This is a genomic window from Streptomyces anandii JCM 4720 (assembly GCF_014650655.1).
In the GTDB taxonomy this organism is placed as follows: domain Bacteria; phylum Actinomycetota; class Actinomycetes; order Streptomycetales; family Streptomycetaceae; genus Streptomyces; species Streptomyces anandii.
Genome location: NZ_BMVJ01000003.1, coordinates 501,354 through 506,370, shown reverse-complemented (window position 1 = coordinate 506,370; position 5,017 = coordinate 501,354). Strand labels below are relative to the sequence as shown.

General features: G+C 73.7%; 5 protein-coding genes and 1 pseudogene. 4 read left to right on the top strand and 2 right to left on the bottom strand.

The features are described 5' to 3' along the window. The coding region (locus IE249_RS36630; protein ID WP_229857809.1) for an APC family permease at positions 1–582 on the bottom strand (582 nt) is incomplete at its 3' end. 203 nt (positions 583–785) lie between these two features. Continuing rightward, complete coding sequence (locus IE249_RS08270) at positions 786–1,193, bottom strand: CoA-binding protein (protein WP_189704191.1); 408 nt, start codon at positions 1,191–1,193, stop codon at positions 786–788. Positions 1,194–1,371: 178 nt separating this feature from the next. On the opposite strand from IE249_RS08270, the pseudogene IE249_RS08265 reads away from it, so the two are divergent. The 4 genes and pseudogenes from IE249_RS08265 to IE249_RS08245 all read left to right on the top strand — a co-directional run. Continuing rightward, positions 1,372–1,713 (top strand): annotated as a pseudogene (locus IE249_RS08265) (hypothetical protein); the annotation flags it as partial. Between the two features lie 796 nt (positions 1,714–2,509). Next, positions 2,510–3,055 carry a SixA phosphatase family protein gene (locus tag IE249_RS08255; RefSeq protein ID WP_189704106.1) on the top strand — a complete coding sequence of 182 codons (546 nt, stop codon included), beginning with the start codon at positions 2,510–2,512 and terminating at the stop codon, positions 3,053–3,055. A 58-nt stretch (positions 3,056–3,113) separates the two neighbouring features. Continuing rightward, complete coding sequence (locus tag IE249_RS08250; RefSeq protein WP_189704105.1) at positions 3,114–3,740, top strand: YigZ family protein; 627 nt, start codon at positions 3,114–3,116, stop codon at positions 3,738–3,740. 117 nt (positions 3,741–3,857) lie between these two features. Beyond that, a partial coding sequence (locus IE249_RS08245) for an exonuclease SbcCD subunit D (protein WP_189704190.1) occupies positions 3,858–5,017 on the top strand: 1,160 nt, incomplete at its 3' end.

Genomic DNA, 5,017 nt, shown 5'->3' with positions numbered 1-5,017 from the left:
GAAGTGGCCGATCGCGATGATGAAGATCGTGGCCAGCGGCACGGCGATCTTCCACCAGGTGGCCGCGCTGTTGGTGTGGGCCAGTACCCGCACACCCAGGAAGTTGACGGCGACGAAGACGGCCATCAGGACGACGGCGACGACGAAGCCGCTGGTCGTCAAGGTGCCGTCGGCGTGCTGGAAGCCCTTGGCGAAGTCCCAGTGCGCGGCGTAGCCGATCATGGCCTCGACCTCGATCGGGGCCACGGTCGCCGCCTGGAGCCAGGAGAACCAGCCGAACGACATGCCCGCAAGTCCGCCGAAGGCGTAGTGCGGATACCGGGCCGTACCACCGGCCACCGGGAACATGCCGCCGAGCTCGGCGTGCACGAGGGCCAGCAGGACGATGGCCACCGTGCCGATCAGCCACGAGATGATCGCCGCGGGTCCTGCCATCACGACGGCCTTCTCGGCGCCGTAGAGCCAGCCGGAGCCGATGATGGACCCCACCGAGGCCCACATCAGTCCGATCAGACCGACGTCGCGCCGCAGACCGGTCCGGTCACGTGTGACGTCGGGGGCTGCATGGTCCACTTTCACCATGTCAAGGGGCCTCTCAGTTTCTGAACAGGGGATTAACGCACAATGGCGGCTCAGACTAGGAATGGAGGCCCCTTGAACAGAAGCCCGTCCCCGGAAATTTGACTCTTCCAGGGGGGCTACCTTTGCGTGGACTTTGCACAGGTCAAGGCAGGTGACGGAATGTCTCTATTCAGTTTCGATATGCAAGAAGAGCGTGACACAGGTTACACAAGCCGGGGGATTTCGATCGCCGGGCAGCGGTCCATCACCATCTCCAGCCCCGCCGCGCGGGTGCGGGCGTAGGCGGCCTCGTCGACGACGCCGAGCTGGAACCAGACCCCCTTCGCCCCCTTGGCCACCGCCTCGTCGGCCACCCGGCCGGCCAGGTCGCTGTTGACGAAGACGTCCACCACGTCCACGTCGAAGGGGATGTCCGCGAGGGAGGCGTAGCCGCGCTCGCCGTGCACGGTCTCCGCCTTCGGGTGGACGGGAACCACGCGCTTGCCGAAGCGCTGGAGCACCTGCGCCACGCCGTACGCGGCGCGGCCGCGGTTGGAGGACAGGCCCACCACCGCCCAGGTGTCACCGAGCTCGGTCAGGATCTTCCGGATCGTCGCCGCGTCGCCGTACACCACGTATCTCCTCGAGCCTCGGGAACTGACGGAGGGACCCGCCCAGGGGTCCCGGACTGCGCAACAGCGCGCGGGACCCGCCGATTCCCCGGCCCGTCGCCCCGGCTGGGCGCGCCACCCTGTCCGGAATGTGTGCGACCTACCTGCGCGCGGCCCTCCGGCCGCCTACGCTCGGGCCGTGCTGCGCATCATCGACGCCCGAACCGGCGAGCCCGCCGACCCCGCCCCCGCCCGCCGCGGGCTGACCCGCGTCGAGGCGCACGCTTCCGGCTACGACGCGTCGGGTCTGCGGGTGCTTCTGGTCGCCGACCTGCTGGTACGCGCGCTGGAACTGGGCGGCACGCCCGTGTGGTCGCTGCTGACCGGCGACCGCGAGCAGGCCGAGCTGCGGGCGGGCGCCGAGGCCCTCGGCATCCGCCCCTTCGAGGACAGCCGAGACCTCGGCGCGGCCCTGGGGGAGGCACAGGTCGTCCAGGTGGCGGCCATGAGCGAGGCTGCCCGCCGGGCGACGGACGGGGTTCCGGGTACCGGCGGCGGCAGCGGCAGTGGTCGTGAGGGTGATGGCGATGGCGAGGGTGCGGCGTCGGACGGCCGGAAAGCGGGTGGCGGTGACAGCGCGAGCCGGGGCGGCCCGGGCGGCGACGTCCTGGTCGCCGTGGCCCCCGTCGAGGCGACGGTGACCTTCACTCCGACGTCCACTGACACTGACACTGACACTGACGCCGACCAGGCCACGCGGGCGGATGCCGGTGACGGCGCGGGCGCGCCCGCCGGTGCCGGCGACAGCCCGGGCGCGTCCGCCGATGCCGCCGATGCCGCCGGTGGCGGCTCGGCCGTGTCCGGTGGCGTCGGTCACGGCCCCGCCGCGGACGCCGGAGCCCGCGCGGCCGCCGAGGACCCCGCCGTGTGGCGGCTGGTGCTGCTCGGCCGGCGCCACGGGCAGCCTCTGCGGATCGATGAGCGGGCGCTGCGGGAGGCCCGCCGCACCCTCACGGAGTGGCGTCGCGCCGTGGCGGGCTGGGCCCGGCGGCCCTCCCGGCCGATCCCCGACGACGTACGCGGCCGGCTGCGCGGCGCCTGGGAGGACGACCTCGACGTCCCGGCGGTGCTCCGGGTGCTGGAGTGGGTCGCCACCCGGCCCGACCTGGCGGACGGCGCCCGCTTCGAGACGTACGCCTACGCCGACCGCCTCCTCGGTCTCGACCTCACCCGAGACCTCGGACACGCACCGTGAGAGCCGCGCCGACGACCAGGGCGGGCCGGACGGACGGGCCGGTGGGCGACCGCGTCCGTGGCGGCCGGGCGGGAGCCGTGAGGTGATCCGCCGCGCCCGCTCCGGGCCGCTGCGGCGGCTGGTGGTGCTGCGGCATGCCAAGTCCGCCCGGCCGGAGGGCGTCGCCGACCACGAACGGCCGCTCGCGGGCCGCGGGCGGCGTGACGCGCCCGCGGCCGGCCGGGCGCTCGCCGAGGCGGACTGCCTGCCCGACCTCGCGCTGTGCTCCACCGCGCGCCGGGCGCGCCAGACCTGGGACCTGGCCTCCGCCCAGTGGGGCACCCCGCCGCCGGTGCGCCACGACCGGCGGCTGTACGCGGCCGACGCCGGCACTCTGCTGGAGGTGGTGCGCGAGACGCCGCCCGAGGTGGAGACGCTGCTGCTCCTCGGGCACAACCCGGGCCTGGAGGAACTGGTCCTGGAACTGGCGGGCGACGGCCTGGACGACACCCTGGAGAGGCTCCGGACGAAGTTCCCGACGTCCGCGATCGCCGTCCTGGTCTGGTACGGCGTCACCTGGCGCACCCTCGCCCCCGGCGCCGCCCTCCTCATCGCCCTGACCGTCCCGAGGGGCGCCGAACGCGCCTGACCCCGACCGGCGCCCACCTGCGACGAGCCGCCGCGCCGGGTCCGCATAGGCTGGCCGGATGCAGGACGAGTACCGCACCGTGGCCCGCGCGGGTGTGCATGAGACCGAGGTCAACCGGTCCCGGTTTCTGTGTTCCCTCGCGCCCGTGGGCAGTGAGCGGGAGGCGCAGGAGTTCGTCGCCGCCGTGCGCAAGGAGCACTCGGACGCCACGCACAACTGCTGGGCCTACGTGATCGGCGCCGACGCCGGTGTGCAGAAGGCGAGCGACGACGGGGAACCCGGCGGCACCGCCGGCGTCCCCATGCTCCAGATGCTGCTGCGCCGCGACATGCGGTACGTCGTCGCCGTCGTCACCCGCTACTACGGCGGCGTAAAGCTCGGCGCCGGCGGGCTCATCCGCGCCTACGGCGGCGCGGTGGGCGAGGCGCTGGACGCGGTCGGTACCCGCACGCGCCGACGCTTCAGGCTTGCCACGGTGACCGTCGACCACCAGCGGGCCGGCAAGCTGCAGAACGACCTCAGGGCGACCGGGCGCGAGGTGCGGGACGTGCGCTACGCGGAGGCCGTGACCCTCGAGGTCGGCCTGCCCGACGCCGACGTGGAGGCGTTCCGCGCCTGGCTCGCGGACGCCACCCAGGGCACGGCGGAACTCGAACTGGGCGGCGAGGCCTACGGAGACGTGTGAGTGTGCGGCGGGCGGAACGGGTGAAAGGTGCGAATGCCGCTCACCGCGCCCTCCATCACGGGCGAAACGGGAGCAACCGGTCGTGATGTCGGACCCGCCCGATAGTCTGCGGGGATCATGAGGCTGCTGCACACTTCCGACTGGCATCTGGGCCGCGCGTTCCACCGCGTGAGCATGCTGGACGCCCAGGCCGAGTTCATCGGCCACCTGGTGGCGACCGTGCGCGAGCGCGCCGTCGACGCGGTGGTCGTCTCGGGAGACGTGTACGACCGCGCGGTGCCCCCGCTCGCCGCCGTGGAGCTGTTCGACGACGCCCTGCACCGCCTCGCCGCACTGGGCGTGCCCACGGTGATGATCTCCGGCAACCACGACTCGGCCCGCCGGCTCGGCGTCGGCGCCGGGCTGATCGACCGAGCGGGCATCCACCTGCGGACCGAGCCGTCCGCGTGCGGTACGCCGGTGGTGCTCGCCGACGCCCACGGCGACGTGGCGTTCTACGGCCTGCCGTACCTCGAACCCGCCCTGGTCGGGGACGAGTTCGGCCTCGAGAAGGCGGCCCACGAAACTGTCCTCGCCGCCGCCATGGACCGGGTCCGCGCCGACCTGGCCGGCCGCGCGCCGGGCACCCGCTCCGTCGTCCTCGCGCACGCCTTCGTCACCGGCGGCCAGGCCAGCGACAGCGAGCGGGACATCACCGTCGGCGGTGTCGCCGCGGTGCCCGCCTCGGTCTTCGACGGCGTCGACTACGCCGCGCTCGGTCACCTGCACGGCTGCCAGACCATCACCGAGCGCGTCCGCTACTCCGGCTCCCCGCTGCCGTACTCCTTCTCGGAGGCCGAACACCGCAAGAGCATGTGGCTCGTCGACCTCGACGCCGCCGGCGCGGTCACCGCCGAGCGGATCGACTGCCCCGTGCCGCGCGCGCTGGCCCGGATCCGGGGCACGCTCGAGAATCTGCTCGCCGACCCCGGCCTGGAGCGCCACCGGGAGGCCTGGGTCGAGGCCACGCTCACCGACCCCGTCCGCCCCGCCGACCCCATGGCCCGCCTGGGCGACCGCTTCCCGCACACCCTCAGCCTCGTCTTCGACCCCGACCGCGCCCCCGGCGACCCGGAGGTGTCCTACGCCCGCCGACTCGCGGGCCGCGACGACCAGCAGATCGCCGAGGACTTCGTGGCGCACGTGCGCGGCGCGGGACCCGACGCGTACGAACAGGCCGTGCTGCGCGAGGCGTTGGACGCCGTCCGGGCGGACGACACGGTCCGGGAGACGGCCCG

Coding starts and splice junctions, on each gene's coding strand:
- IE249_RS08250 (WP_189704105.1), top strand. CDS start 3,114: ATGCAGGACGAGTACCGCACCGTGGCCCGCGCGGGTGTGCATGAGACC.